At 42.8% G+C, this 25,526-nt stretch carries 21 protein-coding genes and 2 pseudogenes; 19 read left to right on the top strand and 4 right to left on the bottom strand.

Annotation, left to right across the window (positions count from 1 at the left end; genetic code table 11):
• Nucleotides 1–18 precede the first annotated feature (18 nt).
• A complete protein-coding gene (locus tag FKN93_RS06760; protein WP_102939344.1) occupies nucleotides 19–888 on the top strand; it encodes a LysR substrate-binding domain-containing protein in 870 nt (289 codons plus the stop codon).
• Between the two features lie 145 nt (nucleotides 889–1,033).
• Here the strand turns inward: FKN93_RS06760 and FKN93_RS06755 are convergent.
• Both FKN93_RS06755 and FKN93_RS06750 read right to left on the bottom strand, forming a co-directional pair.
• Nucleotides 1,034–1,786: pseudogene (locus tag FKN93_RS06755) on the bottom strand (reverse transcriptase domain-containing protein); the annotation flags it as partial.
• A 671-nt stretch (nucleotides 1,787–2,457) separates the two neighbouring features.
• Entirely contained in the window at nucleotides 2,458–3,609 is a 1,152-nt protein-coding gene (locus FKN93_RS06750) for an iron-containing alcohol dehydrogenase (protein WP_102939356.1), read from the bottom strand.
• Between the two features lie 201 nt (nucleotides 3,610–3,810).
• On the opposite strand from FKN93_RS06750, the gene FKN93_RS06745 reads away from it, so the two are divergent.
• Entirely contained in the window at nucleotides 3,811–4,404 is a 594-nt protein-coding gene (locus FKN93_RS06745) for a DUF938 domain-containing protein (protein WP_102939357.1), read from the top strand.
• A 76-nt stretch (nucleotides 4,405–4,480) separates the two neighbouring features.
• Here the strand turns inward: FKN93_RS06745 and FKN93_RS06740 are convergent, their stop codons facing one another.
• Nucleotides 4,481–5,095, bottom strand: a complete 615-nt coding sequence (locus tag FKN93_RS06740) for a class I SAM-dependent methyltransferase (protein ID WP_102939358.1) — start codon at nucleotides 5,093–5,095, stop codon at nucleotides 4,481–4,483.
• Between the two features lie 625 nt (nucleotides 5,096–5,720).
• On the opposite strand from FKN93_RS06740, the gene FKN93_RS06735 reads away from it, so the two are divergent.
• The 13 genes from FKN93_RS06735 (at nucleotide 5,721) to FKN93_RS06675 (ending at nucleotide 19,200) form a co-directional block, all read left to right on the top strand.
• Nucleotides 5,721–6,551, top strand: coding sequence for a TnsA endonuclease C-terminal domain-containing protein (locus tag FKN93_RS06735; RefSeq protein WP_102939359.1), 831 nt, complete (start codon nucleotides 5,721–5,723; stop codon nucleotides 6,549–6,551).
• Entirely contained in the window at nucleotides 6,535–8,625 is a 2,091-nt protein-coding gene (locus tag FKN93_RS06730; protein ID WP_108315268.1) for a Mu transposase C-terminal domain-containing protein, read from the top strand. Before FKN93_RS06735 ends, FKN93_RS06730 begins: the two co-directional genes overlap by 17 nt.
• A complete protein-coding gene (locus FKN93_RS06725; RefSeq protein WP_102939361.1) occupies nucleotides 8,622–10,259 on the top strand; it encodes an AAA family ATPase in 1,638 nt (545 codons plus the stop codon). Before FKN93_RS06730 ends, FKN93_RS06725 begins: the two co-directional genes overlap by 4 nt.
• Entirely contained in the window at nucleotides 10,260–11,804 is a 1,545-nt protein-coding gene (locus FKN93_RS06720) for a TnsD family Tn7-like transposition protein (RefSeq protein ID WP_102939362.1), read from the top strand.
• Nucleotides 11,762–13,363, top strand: a complete 1,602-nt coding sequence (locus FKN93_RS06715; RefSeq protein ID WP_102939363.1) for a Tn7-like element transposition protein TnsE — start codon at nucleotides 11,762–11,764, stop codon at nucleotides 13,361–13,363. The genes FKN93_RS06720 and FKN93_RS06715 overlap by 43 nt, the downstream gene beginning before the upstream one ends.
• 116 nt (nucleotides 13,364–13,479) lie before the next feature.
• Nucleotides 13,480–14,064 carry a DUF6338 family protein gene (locus FKN93_RS06710; RefSeq protein WP_102939364.1) on the top strand — a complete coding sequence of 195 codons (585 nt, stop codon included), beginning with the start codon at nucleotides 13,480–13,482 and terminating at the stop codon, nucleotides 14,062–14,064.
• A 10-nt stretch (nucleotides 14,065–14,074) separates the two neighbouring features.
• Nucleotides 14,075–14,254 (top strand): hypothetical protein, encoded by a 180-nt coding sequence (locus FKN93_RS06705; RefSeq protein WP_102939365.1) that lies wholly within the window; start codon nucleotides 14,075–14,077, stop codon nucleotides 14,252–14,254.
• 77 nt (nucleotides 14,255–14,331) lie between these two features.
• Nucleotides 14,332–14,745: a TIR domain-containing protein gene (locus FKN93_RS06700; protein WP_102939366.1), complete on the top strand. Its 414-nt coding sequence runs from the start codon at nucleotides 14,332–14,334 to the stop codon at nucleotides 14,743–14,745.
• Nucleotides 14,746–14,752: 7 nt separating this feature from the next.
• Nucleotides 14,753–15,700, top strand: a complete 948-nt coding sequence (locus FKN93_RS06695) for a caspase family protein (RefSeq protein WP_102939367.1) — start codon at nucleotides 14,753–14,755, stop codon at nucleotides 15,698–15,700.
• A gap of 739 nt (nucleotides 15,701–16,439) precedes the next feature.
• The gene (locus FKN93_RS06690) at nucleotides 16,440–16,652 is read left to right on the top strand and encodes a hypothetical protein (protein ID WP_170904730.1); all 213 of its coding nucleotides are present in this window, start codon (nucleotides 16,440–16,442) and stop codon (nucleotides 16,650–16,652) included.
• 38 nt (nucleotides 16,653–16,690) lie between these two features.
• Nucleotides 16,691–17,878 carry a reverse transcriptase family protein gene (locus FKN93_RS06685; protein WP_170904729.1) on the top strand — a complete coding sequence of 396 codons (1,188 nt, stop codon included), beginning with the start codon at nucleotides 16,691–16,693 and terminating at the stop codon, nucleotides 17,876–17,878.
• The gene (locus FKN93_RS06680) at nucleotides 17,879–18,088 is read left to right on the top strand and encodes a retron Se72 family effector protein (protein WP_170904728.1); all 210 of its coding nucleotides are present in this window, start codon (nucleotides 17,879–17,881) and stop codon (nucleotides 18,086–18,088) included.
• Between the two features lie 365 nt (nucleotides 18,089–18,453).
• Nucleotides 18,454–19,200, top strand: coding sequence for a glycerophosphoryl diester phosphodiesterase (locus FKN93_RS06675; RefSeq protein WP_170904727.1), 747 nt, complete (start codon nucleotides 18,454–18,456; stop codon nucleotides 19,198–19,200).
• A gap of 104 nt (nucleotides 19,201–19,304) precedes the next feature.
• Here the strand turns inward: FKN93_RS06675 and FKN93_RS06670 are convergent, their stop codons facing one another.
• Nucleotides 19,305–20,435 (bottom strand): glycerophosphodiester phosphodiesterase, encoded by a 1,131-nt coding sequence (locus FKN93_RS06670; RefSeq protein WP_170904726.1) that lies wholly within the window; start codon nucleotides 20,433–20,435, stop codon nucleotides 19,305–19,307.
• Nucleotides 20,436–20,659: 224 nt separating this feature from the next.
• Here FKN93_RS06670 and FKN93_RS06665 point away from each other — a divergent pair, with 224 nt between their 5' ends.
• From FKN93_RS06665 to FKN93_RS06650, 4 genes and pseudogenes are all read left to right on the top strand, one after another.
• On the top strand, nucleotides 20,660–21,184 hold the full coding sequence (locus tag FKN93_RS06665; protein ID WP_170904725.1) for a 4Fe-4S binding protein: 525 nt from the start codon (nucleotides 20,660–20,662) through the stop codon (nucleotides 21,182–21,184).
• A 130-nt stretch (nucleotides 21,185–21,314) separates the two neighbouring features.
• A complete protein-coding gene (locus tag FKN93_RS06660; protein WP_170904724.1) occupies nucleotides 21,315–23,753 on the top strand; it encodes a DMSO/selenate family reductase complex A subunit in 2,439 nt (812 codons plus the stop codon).
• 12 nt (nucleotides 23,754–23,765) lie between these two features.
• Nucleotides 23,766–24,391 (top strand): annotated as a pseudogene (locus FKN93_RS06655) (DMSO/selenate family reductase complex B subunit).
• A gap of 3 nt (nucleotides 24,392–24,394) precedes the next feature.
• The gene (locus FKN93_RS06650; protein ID WP_154169184.1) at nucleotides 24,395–25,207 is read left to right on the top strand and encodes a DmsC/YnfH family molybdoenzyme membrane anchor subunit; all 813 of its coding nucleotides are present in this window, start codon (nucleotides 24,395–24,397) and stop codon (nucleotides 25,205–25,207) included.
• Nucleotides 25,208–25,526 lie beyond the last annotated feature (319 nt).

Genomic DNA, 25,526 nt, shown 5'->3' with positions numbered 1-25,526 from the left:
AATTAATGAGAATAAGGCATGGCAAATTGGGAAGGTGTCACGGAATTTGTAGCGGTGGCAGATACACAATCATTCACTAAAGCGGCGAAAAAACTGAATACATCTGTTGCTCAGATAAGCCGACGGGTTTCAATGCTGGAAGAGAGGCTGGCAGTAAAATTGCTGCTCAGAACAACCAGAAAAGTATACGTCACAGAAGCAGGGCAGATCTACTACCTTCATTGCCGCAGCCTGGTAGAAGGGCTTGAAACCGCAGAGCTTGCCGTAACCCAGATGCAATCGACGCCGAAAGGGCTGCTAAAAGTAACCGCGCCTGTCGCTTATGGTGAATCCCATATTGCTCCATTGCTTTATGATTTTCTGGAGCTTTATCCTCAGATTAATCTCGAACTCAACCTGACTAACCTAACGGTTGATCTTATTGAATCTGGTATGGATGTCGCTATTCGTCTGGGTCGTCTTAAAGATTCCAGCCTGATCGCAAAAAGGTTAGCCTCCCGGCAATTGTTTGTCTGTGCCACACCGGGTTACCTGGAAAAATATGGCATCCCCCATACTTTGTCCGAACTGGAAAAACATAATTGTCTTGTTGGCTCTTCTGAATATTGGCGTTTTAAAGAAAATAAAACAGAAAAATCCGTTAAAGTGACTGGACGTATTCATTGCAACTCGGGGTTTGCACTGTTAAATGCGGCCTGTCGTGGTTTAGGCTTGGTTCAATTGCCGGAGTATTATGTTCAGGATGCTTTAGATTCCGGGAAATTAGTTGAAGTATTAAGCGACTACAGGGATGAAAAAGAGGGTATCTGGGCTGTTTACCCTCATAATAGAAACCTGTCACCTAAAGTCCGGTTACTTGTTGATTTTATGTCAGAAAAGCTGAATTAGCTTTGTTGCCATACACAAACTTGGAAAACACTTTTGCTAAATCGATACTAACAACTTTAATATTCATGATGGACGATCCTTTTCTTGAATTAAGTGGTAACAACTTAATTCTGGCGCATTGAAGCCGTTGGAGGGGCGTCCATCACATTACTACAGTTGCCTGTACCAACGCATTTTCTGCTCCGGCTCGGCTACGGCAGAATATCAGGATATCATCTGCGTAGCGTACGATTCGATGTCCTCGAGTTCGCATCGCCTGGTCAAACGTATCCAGATAGATATTCGCTATCAGTGGACTTATCACGCCACCTTCCGGACTCCCTAACTCTGTCGCCTGCTAATGTCCGTCAACCATCACCCCGCTTTTCAGGAACAGATTTAACAGTTCCAACACGCTACCATCGGTGACCCGTTTTCTGATGCTACTTATGATGAGCTCGTGGTCGAGTTTATCGAAGCATTTCGACAAGTCCATATCAACTAAATGTTGGCGTCCGTATCGACGGATGAACATCGTGGCCTTGTTGATGACATCATGACAACTTCGATTCGGCCGATATCCAAAACTTGATGGATGGAACTGCTCTTCGAAGATAGGGCTAAACAGGTCGTTCAGGGTTTGTTGGATCACTTTGTTCCGAACGGTCGGGATGCCAAGCAATCTGACTCCACCGCCTTCTTTCGGGATTTCTACCCGTCTGACTGGTTGTGGTTGGTATTGCTTAGTTTTGAGTTCGAGAAGAAGTTGGTAAAGATTATCACTCAGATTTGAGGCGAAGTCGCTCAGGCTCTGCCTATCTATTCCGGCCGCGCCTTTCGCTTTCCACACGTTTTTAAATCCTTTGTATAACTGTGCCTTATTGAGCAAACGGCCATACAAGCTGTAATAGCCTTTCAACGTCTTCCTTTAGGTTGTGTGCTGCGTGAGGACTGGATGCTTTCTTTTCGTGTCGGTCTGTTTCGCTCTGCTATCTAGCCTTCTAGCACAATGGCAATATACTAAAGTGAGTCAAAGCTACTCCCATGTACGGTTTTCCGTTTCCGCTCCCTCCCTTCGCAACACCAAAACGCTTTTGGCAAGTTGGTGCTCCATCAGACACCGTGTTGATGGTCAGCTCAGTATTCTCCTCCACACCATTACTGGGCTTCTCAGGCCGAGCCTTACTCACTACTACGGATTCATCTGCCACCTCACACCAACACCAGCCTTGGCTTTCACCTTGTCACTTGTGCTTCCGGCATTTGACCGGATGTGGTGCCAGGCTTCCCCAGTTACTGCACTGGCTCCCTGTCAGTAACGCCACCCTCAATCACTCAAACAGGTCTGACTTTGCGCTATTGTGCACGCTTACCCACCTGTAGAGCCGAATCAGGTTCACTTGCGTTGTGTGTCTCTGACTTCTTATGGCTTCCTTCAGACCTTGCCGTTGGCCAGCAACGCCCTTGCGATTCGGATTATCTTCCCCTCAGTCGGGGCGATTCAGGTTTCTTTCAACCTGACGTGTTTGCCAGCTTCGCTGGGCAAACACAAAAAAGCCGCACGAGGCGGCTTTTAGTAAGAAATAAAGCTTACATTACTTTTTTGAAAATATTGATAATTTCTTCAGTTGAAGCTTTTCTTGGGTTAGTCAGAGAGCAAGCATCATTCAGAGCATTAATTGCCATGAACTCCATTTTTTCTTCTTTAACGCCCAGATCAGCAAGTTTTTGTGCAGTACCAACTTTTGCTGAAAGTGCTTCAATAGCCTGAATACCAGCTTCTGCGGCTTCAATATCATTCAAACCAGTGGTATCCACACCCATAGCTTTAGCAATATCTGCAAATCGGGATGTTTTCTCTATCGCATTAAAGCGTGATACTTCTGGAAGTAGAATAGCATTACACAAGCCATGAGCTAGATCGTAAACTCCGCCTAGCTGGTGTGCCATTGAGTGAACATAACCAAGAGAAGCATTTGAGAACGCCATGCCCGCAAGGTATTCAGCATATTGCATTGCATCACGTGCTTCGCGATCCTGCCCATCTTTTACCACAGCTTCCAGGTTCTGAGCGATAAGCTCAATGGCTTTGATTGCGGATGCGTCAGTTACCGGTGTTGCAATGGTTGAAACATAAGCTTCTACAGCATGGGTTAGTGCATCCATACCAGTTGCCGCTGTAAGGAACTTAGGCATTGCAACCATGAGTTCAGAATCGTTTACAGCAATCATTGGCAGAATGTTCTTATCAACAACCGGGTATTTAGTTTCACCTTTAGTGTCGGTCACAATTGCAAATACCGTCATTTCTGATGCTGTACCGGCAGTAGTATTAACTGTAACTAGCGGTAATTGCGGCTTTTTAGATACATGTACGCCTTTTGAGTAATCGCGGATATGACCACCATTTGTAGCAACAAGCGCAATACCTTTGGCACAATCGTGAGAAGATCCACCACCAAATGAAACAACAAAATCACACTCTTTTTCTTTTAACAGAGCCAGGCCATCTTCGATATTTTCTTCAGTTGGGTTAGGTTTTACACCATCAAAGATACTGTAAGAGATAGCGAATGCGTCCAGCTCGTTTGTTAAAGCATCAACCAGATTCAGGTCAACCAAGCCTTTGTCTGTGACAATCAGAGCTTTTTTCAGATCTCTGGCTTGCAGCTCTGCACCTAAGTTTTTAATCGCACCTTTTCCCATCAGGGTCATTGGAGGCATATAAAAAACATTGCTCATTATTTTCTTCCTTATATGAATGAAAAGTGGTTATCAGTGAATTCCAAAACATTTTATTTTGTTGCTCCTTAGTTGATAATCCGCTTTTTTTAAGAAATTCTTTTACAGAATGAGCAATAATCAATGTAATGGATTATTGATATAGTGGTGACTTAATAATGGATAAACCAAAGGACGCTTAATTTTTGCAGGTGGACAATCATGTCGAAGAGCTTTAGCCCTTATTTTGAAAGAAACAAGAGACCGATTTTGGATCAACTATCCAAATATTTTAAATCCAGTAGACATGTTCTGGAGATCGGTTCCGGTACCGGACAACATGCAGTGTTTTTTGCCTCTCGAATGCCTCATTTGAACTGGCACACCAGCGATATGTCTGAAAATCATACCAGCATTAATGCATGGATAGCCGAATCTTCCTTGAAGAACATTCATACTTCGTTGGAATTTATGATAGGTCGAGATACCTGGCCTGATATAGATGTTGATGCGGTATTTACAGCAAACACGACTCACATTATGCAACCCTCTGAAGCCAAAAAAATGATGGAGTTAGTTTCAGAAAAACTCCCTGAAGGCGGTATCTTTTGTCAGTATGGGCCAATGAAAGTGGATGATGAGTTCACAACTCAAAGCAACAGGGAGTTTGATGAGTATCTTAAACAGAACGGGTTCGGAGGGATTCTCGATATTGAACAACTGAACTTATGGGCAACTGACTTAAAATTAACGGCTAAAGTAGCAATGCCTGCTAATAATTTTTTATTGGTCTGGAGAAAAAATTCAGCGAGTTAGAGTCTGTGTTCAAACAATCTTTCTTCAGGTATCCGTAGAAGCAGTAGTGGCTCATTCTGTCTGTGGCGTGAGCCGGTTACAATTTTGAAGGGTTCTTTTTCAAAACAATAGAGAAGTCGTTATTGTCATTATTTTCAATAATATAGCTAGTTGATGTTAAACTTTTACAATGGTTTAGCACGTAATCAGGATAATACGCTGTCAAAAGCTCACCTCCGGAAAAGGTTTCTGTATTGAGTAAGTTCAAGATCACGAATTCATTTGCCGTCTGATACATCTTATCTATCATTCTGAATAGATGGTTGTATTGACTGCTGTGGTAATTCAGAGAGCCGCTAGCTACGACAATATCGCATTTTGTCAACGTTTGCCTGGCAAAGTCCGCGTGAATAAACTGGCTGTTCTTCAATTGCCGTTTTCGGGCAGCCTTAATGAAAAACTCTAGTTGGTCTACTCCAGTGTAGTGAGTAATATCATAGTACTGATCAAGGTAGGGTTTAAGGTCGCTATAGCCACAACCCAGGTCAAGAACACTCTTATTGTTAAAGTCAGTTTGTCTGGCGATAACACCAAAGCGCGACAACTGGGATTCTTCGCTTTTCCAGCCAAGAATCTTATGTGGCTGGTTCGCCCACTCTTTGCATCGTTTTGTGTGGTACAAGTAGATGTTTAAACGATCGAAGAAATTCACACATGCCCCTACTGTATCCAAGAGGGCTGATATTATACACATTACATTGTAAGAGCCTAGCGCAATGAAAGTAATACTTGAGCTTTGAGGTGAAAGCAAAAGAGGTCAGGCAGTACTGAAACATAGAATTCTAATTCTAGAAGATGGCCTTTCTTTATTGATTCAAAACACCTCAGAAACTCTTTACAACCTGCAATTAAGCAAAACTTGATACGTAGAAATGTCCTTGATGTCCACTGTCGTCAGCTCATCAAGCAACGTCTTTCTGTGGACTTGCATAATCACGTATACGAAGGATGCTTGTTTAGGACACCATGTTTTTAATATAATGTCCATTTCCGAGCACGGACGGCACCATATCAACCGGTGCCATTCTGCTTTTTGCAATATCAAAAGTTATGCGAAGGGTAGATCCAAGCTAAAGCTCCCAACTCTCTGTCCTGATTCGTGTTATAGCACTTCAATCCCAACACTTAAGTAACAACGGCTCATCGTGAGCAAGATACTGGCATTTCAGTTGTCAGTACTATGAATAAATTCGCCAAGTGAAATTGATTAGTAATAAAGTTGCACACTAAATGCATTGTGTTTATGCTTGTTTTATAAGTAAAATGTGGTGGTTTATATGGCAAAAAGCAAGTATGCCCCGTCAGAGACAAAATATAAACGCTGGATAAAAGAAGGCCGTGGTAATGGCTGCGGATCCGATTATCTGCCTTGGATAACGGTTCGCGATGTGCCATCCGATGGCCGTTCTCATCGTGTATTCGGTCATAAAAGCCAGCGTACTCATCATTTGCTATCCGATTTGGAGCTTGCCGTATTCTTAACCCTCGAATGGAACTCCCAAACAACTGATATTCGCGAGCAGTTTCCACTTAGGCGCGAAGAAACACTTGATATTGCCCTTGATAGTGGAATCAAACATCCAGCCGAAGCCGGTGTAAAGACGTACATGTCATCCGATTTTTTGGTTGATGGCTTAGATCTCGAACTTCCACAGTATGTCATTCAAGCGAAGTACACTAATGTTTTAAAAGATCCCCGTGTTATTGAAAAACTGGAAATTGAACGCCGTTATTGGCTACTGAAAAAGGTTCCTTGGTTTCTGGTCACGGAAAACGACGTATCCCCAACGCTTGTCCAGAATATTAGCTGGATATACCCGGCTGAGCAGGATGAGATTGAGGATGAAGTCTTGTTAGACAGAACGGCGTATTACAGTGACCTTTTTCAGCAAAATTCCAATAAAACTGTCACTGATATCTGTAAGTTGACTGATCGTACTTACAATCAGCCTGATGGTTCTTCTATTTATGAAATCAGGCAATTACTGGCTAATCGCTGTTTCTACTTTGATATGTTGTCCCAACCGTTCCATCTACTAAAAGGTAAGGATTTCGTTGTTGAGAATATGGGGAACTTAATAGGAGCTCGTCATGTTTCGAATCAATGAGGTTCTGGAGTACGAAAACGAGCGATTCCGGATTTTGAGCCGATTCGGAAACAATTTTGTTTGGATATCGATCGATAATAAAAGCGCCTTCCCCAGCATTATTGATTTATATTCGCTGGATTTGGCGATACAAGATGAATCGTTACACCGAGTCGAAGATCCCTATTCCTATTTGATCATGCTCTCGCCTGAAGATGGCAGTACAGCTCAAGTAAAAAGAGACCAAAACTATAAACTGATAAGCCCTATCATCCATCTTGAAGAATACTATCAACCGAAACAGCGCGCTAAAGCCATTGATTTGGTCATGGCTAATCACAAAACAACCAAACAAACACTGTATCGTCTAATCCGACAATACTGGCAGAGGGGGCAGATTGTTAACGCGCTTCTTCCTGACTACAAAAATTCCGGCGCGAAAGGCAAAAAGCGCACTCCAGGCAAAACAAAGTTAGGGCGGCCCAGAAAGTATGATCCGGGCTCTGGGGTCAATGTTGACGAGTTCATCGAGAAGCTATTCAGGATTGCTATTCAGAAGTATTTGCTAACTGAAAAAGGTTATTCATTTCCTTATGCTCATCGGCGTTTTAAAGATATGTATGAAACCTATTTCCCGGATGTACCCGAGGCAGAAATTCCAACCAATTGGCAGATGAAGCACTTCTATCAGCGTGAATATACCCAGGTAGAAAAAATCAAAAGCCGGGCAAGTAAAAATTCCTATAACAAAGATATTCGACCTTTGACCGGAACGGCGACTATGCACGCTTTGGGGCCGGGCTCCCGTTTTGAAATTGATGCGACCATCGCCGATATTTACGTGGTTTCCGATGTGAACCGAGGCTGGATAGTTGGACGTCCGGTTGTTTATATCGTTATCGACGTATTCAGTCGTTTGATAGTTGGATGTTACATCGGTTTTGAAAATCCCTCTTATGTAGCTGCTATGCAGGCTTTACAAGTTGCCATGACCGATAAAGTCGAACTATGTCGCCAATATGGGATAGAAATCGAATCTCAAGATTGGCCCGCAATAGGATTTCCAGATGCCATTTTGGCAGACAGAGGTGAATTACTGGGCTATCAGATAGAAAATCTCGAAAAAAGCTTCTCAGTGCGAATTGAAAATACACCGCCGTTTCGAGGCGACGCCAAGGGTATTGTTGAGCGCAATTTCAAGACGCTGCAAGCTGACTTTACTCCATTTGCTCCTGGTGTAGTGACGGGAACCATCGTTAAAAAACGGGGTGGTAAGGATTATCGTCTTGATGCCAAGTTATCTATTTCGGATTTTAAAGAGATTATCCTGTCCTCAATTCTATATCACAATCTGTACCATGTGATGAAGACCTATGACAGATCTGCCGATATGCCGGTTGATTTGCCTTCCGTGCCATTAGAACTGTGGAACTGGGGGATTCAGCATCGTACTGGCCGCTTGCGCTCAGCTCCTGAAGAAGCCGTAAGATTAAGTTTACTTCCCAGAGTAGATGCAACAGTCTCTGATTTGGGGATTTGCATTTTTGGTATCTACTACACCTGCCAAGAGGCGATTGTCGAAGGTTGGATGCATCGAGCCCAAGAAGTGACTCGTCCGCAAAAAGTCTTGGTGGCATATGATCCCAACCTTGCCGATGAAATTTATCTGTTTCCTAGTCGAAACAGTGCCGAGCACTGGGTTTGTAAACTCTCCGGACGATCCAGGGAGTTTGTTAATTGCACTTTCTGGGAAGTGTGGCAGCGACAAGAGCAGAAAAAATTCACTCATGCTGAAAGTAAAGTCAGAGCTGATAAGCACAAACGAAAGCATGAGCAACGAGTGATTGACAAAATCAAACAAGCAGAGAAATTAAGTCCGGATACCTCAAGTATCCCGAATACTGAACGCATCGGTGAGATTAGGTCGAACCGAAAGGCTGAACTACAAAATGAACGCGACAGCAGAAAACCGAAAATACAAACAGATGTGAAAGACACGGCAGATATCATTCCTTTACGTGGTGTTCCAGAGGAAGATTATGACTACCCGAGTTATGTCGATGAGTTATTCGATGACGAGGATGATAACGAATGAGTTTGCCAAGTGAATATGTCACTGCCATTTATCAGGATACCGGCAATCCCTCCTACAACGGGAATCCGTTTATCGAGGCGTTGCCGCCAATCATGGAAATTAAGCAATTAAAAGAAGGATTGGAAGGCAAAGTTACTTTCTCGTTAAATAACCTGCAGGACAAACCACGACAACGGGCACATATGGTCGCTGCATTGCTTCATGATTTCTTTCAGCCTTTGTCCCAACATGTATTACTGGAAGAACGTATTTCAATCATGATGCGGCGTGGTTACGTTGGTCGAAACCTGTTGGATGGATCACTTAATAAGCATCTGCAAAATGGTTACCAGAGAGTAATGAGTGGTGATCTACAAAGTTATAAATTCAGAGATGTGTCAACGACAGCGCTCTGTCTGTCTCTTATCGGATGCTCAGGTAGTGGTAAAAGTTCAACCCTTGAGCGCATTCTGGCTACCTACCCTCAGGTCATCTATCACGAACAACATAACTTTTTTCAACTCAGCTATCTGAAAATCGAATGCCCGAATAATGGGTCGCAACAAAGTTTGTGTTTGAATTTTTTCCGTGAGGTGGATAAGCGGCTAGGTACTAATTATGAAAATACGCATGGCCGAAGTCGTCTCGGGGTGCCAACGTTACTGGCTCTAATGAGCCAGGTTGCGAATGAACGTGCTATAGGTGTCCTGGTTATTGATGAAATTCAACGCTTGAAAATTCGCAAGGCGGTTGGCCGAGAGCAAATGTTGGAGTTTTTCGTCGAACTGGTTAATACGGTCGGTATTCCTGTGATATTGGTTGGTACGCCGAAAGCTCGCCCTTTGTTTGAAGTCGAATTGCAGTCTGCAAGGCGAACTACCGGCATTGGCTCTGTTTATTGGCAACCTATGCCGCAATATCCAGAAAATCCGAACGCCAGAAGTGAATGGGTTGCTTTTACGAATAAGCTTTGGAAATACCAGTTGCTTAATCGGCGTGATGAAGTGCTTACCGAGGAAATCAGAGATTGTTGGTATGAGCTATCTCAAGGTGTTTTGGATATTGTGGTTAAGTTGTTTGTCCTGGCTCAGCTACGAGCCATAGCATCAAAACTGGAGCGTATAACGGTTAACGTTTTACGCTCAGTTTACGACGATGAACTTAAACCGGTACACCCTATGCTGAATGCTATTCGCCGGGGTAACCCGACCTTGATAGCCAAATACTCTGATCTCCGAGTCGAGGATATCGACAAACGAGTGCTTAGCCTTCACCAAAAAATCAATCAGATCCCAGATGAGCCGGAATTACCTTTCAGTAATAACGAACAAGCGATGCGGCTTTACAAGCTACTCGTTCAAACCGATTGTCAGTCTGAAATTCTCATTCCGTTGGTTGAAAAAATCTTCCGTGAACAACCCAAACTGACGATGCGCGAAATGATGCCGGTTGTACTTGATTGGTATGACGAAAGTAAGCAGTTTGTCGATCAGCAACCGAAGGCACCAAAAGCGACCGTAGTTAAACGTGCAGATTGGTCAAGCCTTGAAACTGGCGATTTGCGATTTGTGTATTCACAACTGACCAAGAAAGAAGATATGTACAGTGTGCTTAAGGCCAATAAACTTATCTTGGATTTAAAAAAGGTCAGTTAAATGCTCGGTTTCCCCGTTCCGTATCCAAATGAGTTGATTTACAGCTTGGTTGCTAGGGCTGGGGTTCATAGCGGAACCATATCGCCTAAGCAGCTATTGGATGAGGTTTATGGAGACCGGAAGGTTATCGCTACGGTCGACCTACCGAGTCACCTGGCTCAAATTTCCGGGCAATATCCATCGGTTTTAAATATTACTACGGCTTCACTGATATACCAGCACACGCTTTTCCCTATTTATGCACCTTTTATTGAAGAAAGAAAAAGACAGGCTGGTATGCGCTGGATGGCAAATCAATCCAAAGGGCTCATACACTTGGTTTTCGGAATTGCCGCTTCAATTGTTAAGCAGCCGAAGCTACTCAGATATTGTCCCCAGTGTTTTGAAGAGCAACTAGCCCAATATGGTGAGCGGTATTGGATGCGTGCCTGGCAAGCGTCAGGAGCCACATGGTGCCAAAAACACTCAACCCCTTTGTGTGAATTTTCTATTCAACCACATTACGAACATCGCCATGAATTTTATGCAGCGGACACAACACCAGATGACAGACCATTAAGACATCATAAAAGGGAAGCTTTACGCATCAGCCATGTTGTCGAACAACTTCTGCAAGTGGAACCACAAAAATCGCCAACTTTTTATCAATGGAGCTGCTATTACCGCGATTTGGTCGTGTTAGCCGGTTGTAACCGAGGTTCCAATGTAAAGCATGATGAAATTCGGGAGCGTATCCATTCATTCTGGAGTAGAAATTGGTTGGCGGATAACCAACTAACTTTGACGAAGCGAGATACCTGCTGGGCCAGAACTATTTTACGAAAGCACCGAAAATCGTTCAGTTTTATGCAACACCTGATCATTCAGTCCAGTTTACTAGACCGAGATATTTCACCATCTGACATTTTGGCTAACGTAAAGCGTTATCCGAAAAAGCAAAGAAATGTCCATTCGATGGTTTTGCCGAAGCAGATTAATAGAGATAAGAGAACCCAATGGCTGAGGCTATTGAAAGAGTATGGGTGCAAACACGCTCGATTACATGGCTCGCAAGGTTTGTACATGTGGTTGTACCGGCATGATTACGAATGGCTGATGAAAATTAACCGACGCTATGAGCGTCCGATCATATATGAAGATAGGCGTGTCGATTGGCCTAAACGAGATCGTTCGCTCGTTCGTCGATTATGTCAGTTGCGACAGAAATGTGAACAAGATGATTCTTCTCCCCGTATGACGAGTACGTTCTTGCTGTCAAAACTAAAGATTGGGGCTATGCCAGAGAGGAAATTTCGGTATTTACCTTTAACTAAGCAATTTCTTACCAAGTATTCGGAATCGGTTGCTCAATACCAAATCCGACGATTGGGCAATCAGTACATCTCACTCTATTTACAAAATATTCAAACTGAACGGTGGCGTTTACTACGTGGCTCTGGGCTAAGTGAAGAGCGTTTAACTCCACTGGCTAGAGGTTTTTTAACAGGAATAACGGAAGGTATATGGGCGATTACAGATTTAAGCACATCCCAGAAGATGCGTTAGTGTTGGGTGTTGGTTCGCTGTTTAAGAAAAATAGTAACGTGTTTTGGGGAATTAACCTCAGCTTTTCAAAAAAGCTTGATCGTCCATCAATACCCATTGCTGGTGTTCCATTGATTCGACGCTACAAATCATTAAGTGCCAATCAGTCTAATCAGTTAAAAGGAAGACAGTTAGCTTTTACCATTAGGGATGCTCAGCAGTGGGGCAGAAAGCGTTTAAGGGACTGCCCGGCTTTTCATTCAATGGGGAATGGGCACAATTCTGAACAGTGGTGCTTTGAATTTGATGTGCCTGATGGTCCAACTGTTTTCCTACCTCAGCTTGAACTAGCACGTGTTCTTTTTCTGCATGATAACTATATGTCCAGAATCTGTTTGGAACACGGAAAGCTGTCATCAGACTTCAATATCACCAATATAAACGGGCATTGGCAGATTGATGTGATGCCAAGTTCTAGCTATCCGATTGCCGCTTTTAATGATGAACGTTCACGACGATTCTTAAGTTGGATATTGATGGACCCTGAAGCTCGAACTTCATTTGAAAGTATTCACCAGACAATGATGAGAGAGCATACATCCAGTGGGCAGTATAAATTTTGGGATTTCTCTTTTACACCTCCTTGCTTAAATAGAACAAAACTAGAAGTGTCAGGGTGGCACGATTGGAACAGTAACAGCTTTTTTGTCTGGGAAATTAGAAGGGTGGAAGACTTGCCATCGAGTATGCCTGATGAACTAGATTTTTATCACCCTGATTTCAAAAGGCAGGTAATAGGTCAAGGTGGCGGAGCTAATTCAGGTAGGCCTAAACGTCCGGAAGAGCACGAACTTGATGATGAGGAAGAGGCTGACCCCGATAAAAAACGTGTTGTTTTAGATACTGAATCAGTTGGCTTGTCATTTCGTAAGCCATTCAAGACTAATCGAGTAACTGATAAAACTCGGAAGGCTAATCGCGGTAAGCCCGATGATAGTGAGTCTAATGAACAACTTCCCAATAAGTTATCTCCGAATGGTGATAATGTTACAGGTACAATTGCCGGTGCTGATTATGACGTTTTGAATGACGAAAGTGACGATTCATATTTATATGAAAGTAAATTCAATAGCTTTCTTGAGATGATCGAGCGATTGGAGATTAATCACAGGTGCAATACGTATCGTCATCCGTTAAGAAAGTTGCCTAAACTTTCCCGATGCACAAAACATATGATGGCGGATGATGCAAACCCGAGATGTTTGGCAGTCGTAGAATTGAATTATCAAGGGCAGATATACCACCTTGTTGAAGTAGATACTTCGGATGCGAAAAATTCAATATCGACCATGCTTATGAAGCTAAAAGATACCAGTGGTCTTTTTGATCAAATTGCAGAGTTGGAAATCCGACTGCTTAAAAAGTCATTATCATGGCCTCGTGACTACATTGAAATGATTTGTGGTGAAGGTAACTTTGATGGGGTTTCACATCCTCCGAGTAAGCACAAAGGATTGATTGATCCTGCTGATATCGATAGGTGGGCTGAGCGGGTTATTGGGTGGTTGGATGGCCGGTGATTATTATGTGAGAAGGCGTTTCTTTTATTGTGCTTATATGTGTGATATTTAATAATGATAGTGGGTGAGAGTTACTAATTTTGCTCGGTCATAAATGATGAGAAAGAGAAAATTACATGGATATATGGGAAATCGATAAGCTGACTCTGTTTATCGCATTTGTAATTCCGGGATTTATTAGTATCAAAGCATATCAGCTAACCTTTCCCGGAGCTGAACGTGCTACTTCTGATCAACTCATTGATGCAATAGCTTATAGTTCTATCAATTATGCATTGCTGATTTTTCCCATTATTTCAATTGAATCGGGAACGCTGAAGGATACATGTAAATCACTATATTATTTGTTCTACATATTTGTTCTTTTTATTGCTCCTATCATTTGGGTTCTTGTCTGGAAGTACCTAAGAACAAGAGATTTTTTTCAGAGAAATGCACCTCATCCAACACTAAAACCATGGGATTATGTCTTTGCTCAAAGAAAACCATATTGGGTCAAAGTTACTTTGAAAGATGGTTCAGTAATCGCTGGGCGATATGCTGAAAAGTCATTCGCATCAAGTGCGCCTGCTCCTGAGCAAATTTATTTGGAAGAAACGTGGATACTCAATGAAAAGGGCGGCTTTGAAAGAGCAAAAAAACAAACGGCAGGAGTGATAATTTTATCTAGTGAAATTTCACACATTGAACTCAGAAACTAAAGGAGTCTTTATGGCTGACAGTAAACCAATTAACGAAGGTTATATCCCGCAGCGAAATGAAAGAGGCTATCAACCGGTAAAACCAAGTCCTATTCCTCAGCCGACTGGTGAGCCTCAGAGTGGTTATATTCCAACAAGTGGTAGTGGTGGCAATCCAACTAATACACCTACTCCACCTGGAGAAGAATAATCATATTGTGACAGTGTATGTTATTGATTTAATTTTCACTTTGTATTTCAAGGTAAATTTAATAAGGAATATTTTAGATGGCGGACCCAAGAGCATTTATCAGTTTTGACTTTGATCATAACGTGACAGAAAAGAATTTATTTATCGGTCAATCTAAGAACTCGAAAACTCCATTTTCTATTGAGGATTGGTCATCAAAATCATCCTTACCTCAAGCGCAATGGGAAGCATTGATAAAAGATAAGATTGGTAAATGTAATATGGTCATTGTTCTCAGTGGAAAAACAATGGCTAGTGCAACAGGTGTTGCTAAAGAGATTGCCATGGCGAAGGATAAAAATGTCCCAGTCTTCGGAGTATATGTTGGCGGAGCAACTACAACCAGCAACTTGCCTAAAGGATTACAACGTAATCGTACCATTCCATGGGATTGGGATAAGATAGCAGCAGCGATTAAGCAAATGATGGGTGAGGGAAAAAACAAGAAGTGAGCTAATCATGAAAAAGGCACTGATTATTGGAATAAATGATTATCCATCATCTCCTTTGCAAGGGTGTGTTAATGATGCCAACACTTTGGCTACGGTATTAGAGTCCAATGGTGATGGCTCTCCAAATTTTTCAGTACGTAAAATTACATGTCCAAGCACTCAAATTACCAGACCTGTATTAAGAGAAGCCATCGAACAATTATTCTCAGGAGATTGCAATATGGCTTTGCTTTATTTTTCTGGGCATGGATATATTAAAAGCACAGGAGGGTATTTAGTTACGACTGATGCTACTAGATACGATGAAGGCGTATCTATGGATGATATATTAGCTTTGGCAAATCAATCACGAGCAAGAAATAAAGTTGTTATCTTTGATTGTTGCCATTCTGGCGCAATGGGATCTCCTAGTCTGTCTGGAAATGGTACAGCGCAATTAGCCGAAGGAATGTCAGTGTTAACTGCGAGTCGCGATAGTGAATACGCTTTAGAATCGAATGGAGCGGGAGTTTTTACGTCACTATTGATTGATGCGCTAAAAGGTGGGGCTGCTGATATTCGTGGAAACATCACTCCTGGTTCCTTGTATGCGTATGTTGATGAGGCGCTCGGAGCTTGGGATCAACGCCCGATATTCAAAACAAATGTAACTAGTTTTTCTCCTTTACGCGTTATACCACCTAAAGTACCTTTTGAAACATTACGGAAAATAATACAGTATTTTCCAACAGCAGAATCTGAGCATCAGCTTGATCCCTCGTATGAAGACACACAGGCCAGTGCTGATCCAGAAAAAGTAAAAATATTTAAAGACTTGCAGAAATATCAGAGTGTAGGGTTAGTTGTTCCAGTTGATGCAGAGTTCATGTATTTTGCGGCTATGAATTCAACATCATGCCGATTAACAGCTTTAGGGTACCAGTACTGGCGACTGGTAAATGAAAAAAGGCTATAGAGAAGAGATTAAACCGATGTGGCTATTGGAGTTATATCTAGTATGAAACTTTATTACACGAATTTAAGAGCAGAATAGGAAGAAATGTTAAACTAGTATGATACTTTATTTTTTATACTAAGATTTAAGCCCTTTGTATACTGCGGATTTCGATGCCTTCCAGTATGATACTTTATTCTACTCTCACAGCTGAGGTAGGAGAAGAATAAAGTCTCATACTGAGTATTAGTATCATACAAAAATGGCAGCGTTCACATCGGTACGCTGCCATTTCTAAAACGTTTATGCACCAAAGTGAGCTGAGACTGATACTAGAGCAAGTTGCATAGTTCATATTTTGCAATAATTAATCTAAAGCCAAAAGGCAAACTCTGCATCTCTAACTGTATAAATACAACTAAAAAAAACTTTACAACGCGTACATGTAAGAATAATATTTTGTGCGTGGGTGCTATTCGCCCATTTGCTTATTGTTTTTATTGTGTAACAAGCAGAAAAACGACGCTCTATTGAGCGAACCTGTGGCTATTAAGTTGCTAGGTTCTTGACCCGCATCCTTGCACCCTAATTCGATTTTTAGCGCGCGCCATGAGCGCTCCACTAAATATCGCAAATTTTGGTCGACGGTTGTCTGGCATTGATTAGAGAAGTCGGCTCAACGGTCATTATTAATATTTCTGTATAAGTACTTATTGGTCTGGCAGGCAACTTCGCCAAAAGCTAATAAGGAGACAATAAAATGTCTAAACTTGATTTAAATATCCGTTACACAAATCGAAAAGAAAACACAGAACTTACAGTTGAAGTCAACTATGAGAAACCTGAAAAGCAAAATGACCAGAGCCCGAAGGGATTGCGAGGACTCGTCGTAGACTACTTCCCTTTGGCTGTTAATGTTTTATTGACAATTATCGTACCAGTAATTACTGATGCTTTGTTTTATATGACTTAAACAGCTGACTTCTCTTTTTCTAACGACTGTGGTGTACTATGGATAAGCCCTTATACCCTTATAAACCTGTTGGCTCTATTGTGGCTCTAGCCAATACACTGGGTGTACACCCACTAAAACTTAAAAGTATTGCCAACAAAGTTGAAAGCTCCTATACCTCCTACGATCTTAAGCCGCACCGTTCTACAGGTAAGGTTAGAACAGTTTGTGATCCAAAGCATGAACTGAAAAAAATCCAAAAACGAATTAACTCTAGAATATTTACCAACGTTAAATTTCCTTCTTACATTCAAGGTGGGATTAAAGCGACGCAAGATAACAAACGTGATTATATTGAAAATGCTACCATTCATGGGCGCAGTCAAACGTTGATAAATCTTGACGTTAAAAATTTCTACCCAAATATAAAGGCAGACGAAGTAAAGAGTATTTTCAAGTATTTCTTTAAGTTTAGCGATGACGTTGTAGACATTCTAACCAAATTAACGACCTACCAAGGAAAGCTTCCACAGGGTGGTTGTACATCAAGCTATTTGGCAAATTTAGTGTTTTTTAACGATGAGTATCGTTTGGTAAGCTCTCTAAGAGGAAAGCAGATCAGATACACGCGATTATTGGATGATGTAACGATTTCATCTCAAAAACCGCTAGATAAAAACACCTGCGAGCTGATTATAAAGCAGGTGGCAGCAATGCTCCGCAAACATAATTTATCTCTAAAATCTCCCAAGACGAAAATTTCAGATAGGAAAGAGTTACATAAGGAATTTGAGGTTACTGGATTATGTGTCCGAGCTAGCTCTCCAAAAGTGCGTAAGCGAGATAGAAGATATGTTAGGCAGCTGGTGTATCACTGCGAGCAAAGTGCTATTCAGTCGCGTACCAGCGACGAGTATCATAGCCTGTGGAATAAAACATCGGGCCTTGTGGCAAAACTTGTTCGACTAGAACACTCGGAAGGTAATGATTACCGAAAAAGGTTGACTAAGATCTTACCCCTCTACGACCAATACCAAGAAAATAAGATTTCTAAGCGTTATTATACTGCATTAAAAGTACCAATAGAACAGCATGGGCAGTGGGGGATAGTTAGAAAATACAATAAGTTAATTTACCAGTTGGGCATACTATCTCGTACAAATAAAAACCGCGCTCAACATTTTAGGAAGAAATTGGTAAAACACTATTCATCAGTGCCAATTATTGAGGAGTTTTGGGAGAGTTAAATGACAAAAGTGAACGGAAAAGTTAATGCCTTTAATGATTTTAAGGGATTTGGCTTTATAAGGCGAGAGAAAGGAAAAGACCTTTATTTCACTATAGACGACTTTATAACGCAGGTTGACATTGATTCCATATCTATAGGAATGAGTTTGCTGTTTGAAGTCGTTAAGACCCCTAAGGGCCCCAGAGCTACGGCTATTGAAATACGCTAGCTACTAATTTTTCATGCAGTTAGTGTGAGAATAGTTGGGCGTAAATTTACCAAAGAATGTTTAGGTTTCTATATCTAAAATAATCAGAAAAGATAGAGTGCTACGCAAATCGTAACTCAGAATTGTCCAGAAACGTGCCAAGGCAGTGGATGATCAATTGTGATGCTCAAGACAATCAGTATGATACTTTATTTCTATCCTACAGTTGAGGTTGCGTAGTGTATTGGCTGATTTTCAACGGCTAATCACATTTCTGAACCGTCCACTCTATTGTTAACAATTTGACTCCGGTATAGTGCATTTCAAGCTCGAACGAGCGATTATCTGCGCTCGAAATGCAACAATTCACAGAGAGTTGATTGAAAATGAACACACTTTTTGCCCATCGTGGCATGTCATCGTTAGCCCCTGAAAATACCTTAGCTGCTTTTCGTCTTTGCCATACACATAAGGTGCAGTGGCTGGAATGTGATGTTGATATCCTTGGTGATGATACGATAGTGATCTCTCACGATGACACATTAGATCGTTGTACCAATCGCAGTGGTAGCCTGTATGAGTTGAGTCAACAGGATCTAGCGAATATTGATGCTGGTGGCTGGTTCTCTGATGCGTTTGCTGGTGAGCCGATCCCGACCTTTCGCCAATTTATTGAACTGCTTAATGAGCTAAAACTCGACGCTAATATTGAGATAAAATCCTGTACGGCAGGGTGGGAGAAAACGCTCAAATTAATTGAGGGCGTGATTGAGGGACTAAAACTGCTTGATAGTGACAGAAAAGTGATCATTTCGAGTTTTAATCATATTGCTCTCTATGAATTTAAACGGCGTGCGCCGCACTATCCGACCGCTTGTTTATTTACAAAAGAGACACTATCGGAAGATTGGGAATCCATTTTACAGGCATGCCAAGCTGAATATATTCACCCAGAAAATGAAGGATTGTCTCGTGAGCAGGTTGCCGCTTTTAAAGCCAAAGGCTACAAAGTGAACGTTTATACCGTCAATAGCCTACTAAGAGCCAACCAATTATTTAACTGGGGCGTGGATGGTGTCTTTACCGATATCGCTCAGACATTCCCTCGTTCATTCCTCTCTGCGACCAATTAGCTGCGCTAAATCGGTAGCTTGAGTGAAGCAAGTTATTGTCAGCAGAACAAAAAATCCCGTATTGATACGGGATTTTTTATAGAAACCATCAACGTTGATTGAGATTAATAACCAAGTTTCACTAGCGTTGCGGTAACGTCTTTTGCTGGACGTCCAGTTAACGCTTCGACGGCGAGATTAGGACGGTTAGTGAAAAAGCCGGTCACTCCCCGATCGCGATAGCGGATAAGATCTTCAGCATCATCTAAGGTGTAAATATGAGTCACTAACCCTTTTTGCTGATTCATCTCTATCATCCAAGGTTTAGCGAGATCCATATAGCTAAAATTACTCGACCACGAGTCAGCAAAGTTGGCTTGAGTCCCTGATGGGCCAACGCCAATTGCGCCATTGTCTTTAGCAAAATCTATCCATTCTTCATAAGCCGATTTTGATGCGACTTGCACTCGTGCGTAGTAAGCCGCCCAGCTTTCATCATCTTGTTTCGGCTCTGTGGGCTTCATATCGATATAACCGTCGCCAGTCCATAGCAGAAGGATTTTAGGGATGTTCGGCATTTCCGCTTGCAGTTGAACTAAACTCTCTTTTTCAAAGGTTTGCAAAATAACTTTACCTTTCATTTCCTTATCTAGCCAGCCGTGCTGTTGCAAGTTCGCCCTCAGATCCGCTTCGATACCGGGAAACAGTTCAGGTAATTTGGTTTCGATATAAAGGCCAGGTTGATGTGAGCAATTTTCAGCAACGTCTCTGACTTGATCTAAGGTCATTAATTGCAAGCCACGATAACTTTCTCTTGCGCGTTCTGGATAGGCGTTATTGAACCAAGATCCGGCATCTAATTTTTCTAATTCAGCCCAAGTAAAACTGCTTACTGGACTATCGGCTCGCTCTGGGTAAATCTCCGCAATATTGGTTTTATTGCGCAAATTATTATCATGTACAGCAATTAAAACGCCGTCTTTACTGCGTTGTAGATCGACTTCAAGATAGTCTGCCCCAAATTCACAGGCTAATTGATAAGCCGGTAAAGTCGCTTCTGGTGCGTTATAGGAGTCGCCACGATGAGCAATAATCGCGTTGTCTGGAATAGAAAGCGGTGCTGACAGTGTCGATGATGTGCTTGAGCAGCCTGATAATGAGAGCGCGCCAATAACGCCTAATGTGCTGTAGAGAAATGGTGTTGTCAGGCTCGTTAATGCGCTACGAGTGGTGTGGTGCTGCGAAGAAAGATTCAACGTAATACTCCTTTTAGTTGAATGAGGCTAAATAACCTAGTTTTGGTGTATGTTTTGGTTTATTTTTTAACATAAATAGAGCAAATATTCAAAATCGCGTGAGTTAGTAAGCGCAAGTTAGGTCATCTGCTTTTTGAACATGAACATGAACATGAACAAGACTTTTAGCTTTACGTCTTTTCGCGCTATGATTGAAGTGTGTTGTTTATCGTAGCTTGGTGATGATGAGTCAGAGTCCCCGTAATTTTAGTCGCCGTGATCTTTTTCGTGGTTTAGTTGCCAGAGGTAAGGCCGCTTATCATGAGGTGGATGATCAGCCGAAACGCACCATACCTCGTCCACCGGGGGCATTAGCAGAGGCAACGTTCAGGCAGTTATGTGATGGCTGTGGTCTGTGTGTTGAAGCGTGCCCAAGCTCCGTTATCCAGTTAACAGGCCAGTGGCCTGAGTTATGTCTAGATTACAATCATTGCCAATTGTGCACTCAGTGCGCGCAAGTGTGTCCAACCGGGGCGCTGCTGCCTGCCACGAAAACTGAGCTTTTACCGACCTTTGCTTATCAGTGTCATAATCGTTTATTGGGTTATTGTGAATTGTGTATTGAGCAGTGCCCAACTCAAGCGATTCAGTGCGAGCCGAATCAACAACCCGTAGTGAATGAGGACTTATGCAATGGGTGTGGTGAATGCCGTCCGATTTGTCCTGCTAATGCGATTGAGTGGCAATTTCGCAAATTAAAAGAAAACTAATGATAACTATTATTGTTACTATTTGATAGTAAATGTTTAAAAATGTAACCACTAATTACATTTTCATTGATAGTGATCATAGGGAAGATCATGCAAGGTTTGGATAATAGGCCGATACATTGGAGGGTCTATGTCCACATCAATAATCAAAAAACTATTTACGCGCCGTGAGTTTATACAAAGCTCTGCGGTTGCTTCTGGCGCAGCGATTGCTGCCAGTTCGATCAGCTTGCCATTTAATGCGCTGGCTGCACCAACACCATCATCCTCGCTGAGCCCAGAACAGATCCGTTATAGCGCTTGTTTAGTGAACTGTGGCAGTCGTTGCCCATTTAAAGTTCATGTGCGCGATGGTGTAGCCGTTAAGATCTCTCCAGAAGATGGGGTCAATGAAGCTATTTTTGGTCAGCATCAAATCCGCCCTTGTTTACGGGGGCGCTCAGCTCGTTTTCGTACCTATAACCCTGACCGTTTAAAGTACCCAATGAAGCGGGTCGGTGAACGTGGTGAAGGTAAATTCAAGCGCATCAGTTGGGATGAAGCCACCACCATTGTGGCTGAGCAATTGCAACGAGTGATCAACACTTATGGTAATGAAGCCATTTACTATCAATATGGTAGTGGAACGACAGGGGCGAATTTACAAGGCCGTAATACGTGTAAGCGCCTGCTTAATTTAGCTGGTGGCTTCTTAGATATGCACAATACCTATTCAGAAGCTCAACTTAACCGGATTCAGCCGTTTGTTTTTGGACAAGCAGGGAATATTTACGGCACTGAGCAACAAACGCTTTTTGCTGAGATCAAAAATTCCGACTTAGTGGTGATGTTTGGCCAAAACTTGGCAGAAACACGCATGTCAGGGGGCGGACAAATTGCGGAAATTTATCATGCTCTCGAACAAAGCGGCGCTAAGGTTATTTTGATTGATCCTCGCCGCACCGACAGCGTGACGGCATTTAATGCCGAATGGTTACCGATTCGCCCGGGAACCGATGCGGCGTTAGTCGCGGCAATTGGCCATACCTTAATCAAAGAAAATCTGCTCGATGAGGCCATGCTTAACCAATATACGGTCGGTTGGAGTGAAGAAACTTTGCCTGCCAGTGCGCCAGCGAACTCATCATATAAAGCTTATATTCTCGGTCTTGGGGAAGACAAGATTGAAAAAACGCCAGAATGGGCGGAAGTATTGACCGAAATTCCCGCGCAACGTATTCGTCAGTTGGCTCGTGAAATTGCTAGCGCTAAAGCAGCGTGGATCTCTCAAGGTTGGGGAGTGCAACGCACACAAAACGGTGAGCATGCTGCGCGCGCGATCATGATGCTGCCGATTATGACCGGGCAGTTTGGTCGTCCTGGAACCAATATTGGTACTTGGGGAGGCAGTGTCAATTATCCACTAGCGGGTCTGGCGATACCAAATCCAGTCAAAGTTTCGATTCCATGTTTTAGCTGGGTCGATGCGATCACGCGCGGCACCGAGATGACACCAGAAAAAGATTACATCAAAGGTCGAGATCGTTTAACGACCAATGTGAAGTTTCTATGGAATTACGCGTCCAATATCACCGCTAATCAGCATTCGGATCTTAACCAAGTCGATAAAGTGCTGCGTGATGAGTCTTTGTGTGAATTTATTCTGGTATGGGATAACCACATGACAGCCAGCGCTAAATATGCCGACTTATTATTGCCCGATGTTTCAACCTTAGAATCCGATGAGTTAATTAATAACTCTTATCAATCAGGGTCTTATCATTATTTGGTTCGCTTACAAAAAGCGATTGAACCGATGTGGGAAAATCGGCCGACTTACGATGTCTTGGCGGAAATCGCCGATAAGATGGGTTTGAAAGAGGCGTTTACCGAAGGTCGAACCTACCAAGAGTGGATTGAACACGCTTATAACCAAGTGCGTAAACAAGAACCGCATTTGCCTCCATTTGAGCAAACCGATGGTATGGGCGTGATTGATCGCCGGATCGCCGATAGCAGTAAACATATTGCGTTAAAAGATTTTCGTGATGATCCACAGCAACATCCGCTGAAAACGCCATCAGGAAAAATTGAGATTTATTCAGAGCAATTGGCTGAATTGGCGACTCAATGGCAATTACTGCCCGGAGATAAAATTTCGGCGATTCCAGAATACTGGCCAGCCGTTGAAGGTATCGAAGATAAACCGATGCTGAATAAATATCCGTTGCAATTGACAGGGTTTCATACCAAAGGTCATTGCCACTCAACGTATTCGTCCGTTGCTCAATTGAAAGAAGTTGCGCCGGATGTTTTGTGGATCAACCCTATCGATGCTCAAGCGAGAGGTATCCACAATGATGACTTTGTCGAAGTCTTTAATGACAGAGGAAGAGTACGAATTAAAGCGAAGGTATCACCACGCATTATGCCCGGTGTAACGGCGATGCCAGAGGGCGCATGGGCGCAGACCAATAAACAAGGTGTTGATGTTGGTGGCTGTATCAACCGACTAACCTCGCTACGGCCAACGGCGTTAGCTAAAGGTAACCCACAACACACCAATTTGGTCGACGTTAAGCGCGTCTGAGGAGATTTTTAAATGAAACAATATGGCTTTTTTGTCGACTCATCCAAATGTACTGGCTGCAAAACGTGCCAAATCAGTTGTAAAGATGAGAAGGCGCAAGAGGTAGGCCCAAAATATCGCCGAGTATACGAGTATACGAGTATGGTGGTGGTGAGTGGCAGAAAGTAGGCAATGCTTGGCAGCAAAATACCTTCAACTACTACTTATCGATCTCCTGTAATCACTGTGCTGAACCAACGTGTGTGAAAGGTTGCCCGACAGGAGCGATGCATAAACGGAAACAAGATGGTTTAGTGGTGGTTGATCAAGATAAATGCATTGGTTGTCGCTATTGTGAAATGCGTTGTCCTTATGGTGCGCCGCAGTTTGATGAACAAAAGAAAGTGATGTCGAAGTGCGATGGTTGCTATGAGCGAGTGGCTCAAGGTTTAAAACCCGTGTGTGTCGAGTCTTGTCCACAGCGCGCGCTTGATTTTGATGAGATAGCCACATTACGCGCCAAATATGGCGATACCAATGCGGTCGCACCCTTACCGGATCCGCAACTGACCAAACCCAGTTTAGTGATTAAAGCACACGCGGATGCCCGTATGACTGGTGATAAAACCGGTGCTGTTCAAAACCCTTCAGAGGTATAAACGATGCATGAATTACCTTTAGTCTTTTTCACGGTTTTAGGCCAAACCGCGGTTGGTATGATGTTATTGGCTTTTATTGCTGGTCTTGTTGGACAAATTACCAATGCTCAGCGTCATAAAATCAATCTGGTTGCCGTAATTTTATTTGCTGTAGGCATGGCGATTGGTGGCTTACATATGGGACAACCTCAGCGTGCGATTAATTTGCTGTTTGGTTTATTCCGTTCACCGATGAGTAATGAAATTGTTTTAAGTGGCCTCTATTTTGGTTGTGCTTTTTTAACGGTGGCACTCAGTGCTCCTCGCCTGCGCGATATACTGAAAAGCAAGTTTAACGTTACTGTTACCGATACATTGCACCAATGGTTGAATGGGATTGCCGTACTATTAGGCCTAGCTTTTGCTTGGTCGATTACGCAGGTTTATCAATTGGCAACCGTCCCGGCTTGGAATAGCCATTATACGTCGCTGCATTTGTGGCTAACTGTTGCTATCTCTGGTGGGATGTGTGCTTTAGCACTCGGTGCTAAACGACTCGGTGCGTTAGCGGTCATCGTGGGAGCGGCGATTTCGTTTGCAACTCGTACCGGTTATATGGCGTTTTTAACCGAGCAAGTACCGCATTTAGTGAATGCACAAACGATGTTTTGGTACACGTATTTGTTCGCGATGACCATCGCGCTGGTGCTTGCTTTGTGGGTCTTACTGAAAAAACAAGCCGTTAAACCTTTGCTTTTTAGCGGTGCGGCACTGATGATCCTTGGCGAGCTGGCCTCACGTATTACCTTTTATAACTTATGGTGGATAACCATGTAGTGGCGGTTGGGAGGATACTTTGAGCGTATTCTTCTCCTAAACAGTGTGTACCGTTCAGCCTGTGAGAGCAGCGACTTTAAGCGAATTCGCTGGGAGTTGGCTCACGGGCTGAGTACTTTTTAAAACAGAAAGGAAAGCCAATGTTAGCCATTGTTCCTCGAATCCTTGGTAGTTTATTTTACTATTCACCGCAGAGCGAGCCTGCGCAGTATGCGTTACACGATCTGCCTCAATTAGCCAATTATTTCTCTTGGAGCGATCCTAAGGTTATCGAAACCGTGTGCCATCGTCTACCAGAGCCACAACCTGAGCGCTTTAG

It is taken from the genome of Vibrio sp. A8-1 (assembly GCF_013048685.1).
Classification (GTDB): domain Bacteria; phylum Pseudomonadota; class Gammaproteobacteria; order Enterobacterales; family Vibrionaceae; genus Vibrio; species Vibrio metschnikovii.
Note: the sequence above shows the minus strand (reverse complement) of the source record. Positions and strands in the feature narration are given on the sequence as shown.

Bases quoted from the DNA above. Each gene is read 5' to 3' on its own strand.
- FKN93_RS06760 (WP_102939344.1), top strand. From the start codon at position 19: ATGGCAAATTGGGAAGGTGTCACGGAATTTGTAGCGGTGGCAGATACA.
- FKN93_RS06750 (WP_102939356.1), bottom strand. From the start codon at position 3,609: ATGAGCAATGTTTTTTATATGCCTCCAATGACCCTGATGGGAAAAGGT.
- FKN93_RS06745 (WP_102939357.1), top strand. From the start codon at position 3,811: ATGTCGAAGAGCTTTAGCCCTTATTTTGAAAGAAACAAGAGACCGATT.
- FKN93_RS06735 (WP_102939359.1), top strand. From the start codon at position 5,721: ATGGCAAAAAGCAAGTATGCCCCGTCAGAGACAAAATATAAACGCTGG.
- FKN93_RS06730 (WP_108315268.1), top strand. From the start codon at position 6,535: ATGTTTCGAATCAATGAGGTTCTGGAGTACGAAAACGAGCGATTCCGG.
- FKN93_RS06725 (WP_102939361.1), top strand. From the start codon at position 8,622: ATGAGTTTGCCAAGTGAATATGTCACTGCCATTTATCAGGATACCGGC.
- FKN93_RS06720 (WP_102939362.1), top strand. From the start codon at position 10,260: ATGCTCGGTTTCCCCGTTCCGTATCCAAATGAGTTGATTTACAGCTTG.
- FKN93_RS06715 (WP_102939363.1), top strand. From the start codon at position 11,762: ATGGGCGATTACAGATTTAAGCACATCCCAGAAGATGCGTTAGTGTTG.
- FKN93_RS06710 (WP_102939364.1), top strand. From the start codon at position 13,480: ATGGATATATGGGAAATCGATAAGCTGACTCTGTTTATCGCATTTGTA.
- FKN93_RS06705 (WP_102939365.1), top strand. From the start codon at position 14,075: ATGGCTGACAGTAAACCAATTAACGAAGGTTATATCCCGCAGCGAAAT.
- FKN93_RS06700 (WP_102939366.1), top strand. From the start codon at position 14,332: ATGGCGGACCCAAGAGCATTTATCAGTTTTGACTTTGATCATAACGTG.
- FKN93_RS06695 (WP_102939367.1), top strand. From the start codon at position 14,753: ATGAAAAAGGCACTGATTATTGGAATAAATGATTATCCATCATCTCCT.
- FKN93_RS06690 (WP_170904730.1), top strand. From the start codon at position 16,440: ATGTCTAAACTTGATTTAAATATCCGTTACACAAATCGAAAAGAAAAC.
- FKN93_RS06685 (WP_170904729.1), top strand. From the start codon at position 16,691: ATGGATAAGCCCTTATACCCTTATAAACCTGTTGGCTCTATTGTGGCT.
- FKN93_RS06680 (WP_170904728.1), top strand. From the start codon at position 17,879: ATGACAAAAGTGAACGGAAAAGTTAATGCCTTTAATGATTTTAAGGGA.
- FKN93_RS06675 (WP_170904727.1), top strand. From the start codon at position 18,454: ATGAACACACTTTTTGCCCATCGTGGCATGTCATCGTTAGCCCCTGAA.
- FKN93_RS06665 (WP_170904725.1), top strand. From the start codon at position 20,660: ATGAGTCAGAGTCCCCGTAATTTTAGTCGCCGTGATCTTTTTCGTGGT.
- FKN93_RS06660 (WP_170904724.1), top strand. From the start codon at position 21,315: ATGTCCACATCAATAATCAAAAAACTATTTACGCGCCGTGAGTTTATA.
- FKN93_RS06650 (WP_154169184.1), top strand. From the start codon at position 24,395: ATGCATGAATTACCTTTAGTCTTTTTCACGGTTTTAGGCCAAACCGCG.